This window comes from Vibrio ordalii ATCC 33509 (assembly GCA_000257205.1).
In the GTDB taxonomy this organism is placed as follows: Bacteria; Pseudomonadota; Gammaproteobacteria; order Enterobacterales; family Vibrionaceae; genus Vibrio; species Vibrio ordalii.
Genome location: AEZC01000033.1, coordinates 1 through 552 on the forward strand (window position 1 = coordinate 1; position 552 = coordinate 552).

Annotated in this window: 2 protein-coding genes; both read right to left on the minus strand. The window is 41.7% G+C overall.

The features are described 5' to 3' along the window. Window positions 1-97 (minus strand): IS1 family transposase (locus VOR_RS18190; RefSeq protein WP_350303899.1); only part of this gene is annotated, 97 nt, incomplete at its 3' end. 33 nt (window positions 98-130) lie between these two features. Continuing rightward, a complete protein-coding gene (locus tag VOR_RS0102460) occupies window positions 131-538 on the minus strand; it encodes an AMP-binding protein (RefSeq protein ID WP_010318072.1) in 408 nt (135 codons plus the stop codon). Window positions 539-552 lie beyond the last annotated feature (14 nt).

The window sequence follows — 552 nt, forward strand, 5'->3', positions numbered from 1 at the left end:
TGCAACGAAAGCGCTGAAAGCCTGTTACTCCAGTTCCGTGTTTACGAACATGTTCAGTTTGGTTGCAAAATCGACATTGAACTTGAATGGTAGCCATGATTTCTAATTTGAGGGTGAAAAGGCTACCATTTTAACACAACATCTCCATGTTGGAGTCACGACCAAATATCTGATAATGGATAGGGGCTATTTCAAGAATGTCAGAAAGACGGTGTAATTGGTGTTTATCAATCACTAGAGCGGTGCAACCTGTCTCTTCAAGAGTTTCTATGATTTGTTTCGAGGCCAGCCGTTGGTTCAATGGGATATACGTTTTACCGCCTAAATAGCATCCCCAAATAGCGGCGTATGCGCTGAGGTCGCGCTGCGACAAAATAGCAATATTAGTAATGGAAAGTGACTGCCACTGTTTATTTAAAGCGCAAGCAATTGCGGTCATTTGTTGGTACGTGTAGCTGCACTTATCCACCCAAAGAGCAGGTTTATGGAGATGGTTCTGGATTGCATTAAGCACAATTGAACGTATATCAAATAACATAAGGCACTATTTTT